The following is a 406-nucleotide window of genomic DNA, read 5'->3' on the forward strand; positions in this document are numbered from 1 at the left end:
TCAAAAAGCCAGAGTGTGTTTGCAAAACACATTGCATCCAAAAAGCATATTGAGATTGCGGCAAAAAAAGATGTGACGTTAGAAACCATTGGGGCAGATGGTCATTTTATAGCAGAGGCACAAGAAGGGCTTTTAACCATTGCCGGGCAAGCGACCTCTGGAGGCAACATGCAGCTGTCTTCGCGCGAAGCCATCAAAGTCTCTGGGCTAGGGGCAGGGGCTGATATAGCGTTTGCAACGGGCGGTGATCTGACCATTGGTGGCACTATTTTGTCTGGGGGCAATTTAAAAGCACATGCTGGTGGTGATATCAGGGCGCATCTTTTAGCCGGTGGGGTTGATATGGCAGCAACGGGGGCTGCTGGGAAGCTTGTTTTGGGCAGCCATGGGGGTGTTGATCTCCAAA

General features: G+C 50.5%; 1 protein-coding gene. It reads left to right on the forward strand.

What is annotated here, in order from left to right; translation table 11 throughout:
* The coding region (locus ACFINS_RS10290; protein ID WP_375706213.1) for a hypothetical protein at nucleotides 1-406 on the forward strand (406 nt) is incomplete at both ends.

This window comes from Bartonella sp. AA2SXKL, assembly GCF_042197205.1.
GTDB lineage: Bacteria > Pseudomonadota > Alphaproteobacteria > Rhizobiales > Rhizobiaceae > Bartonella.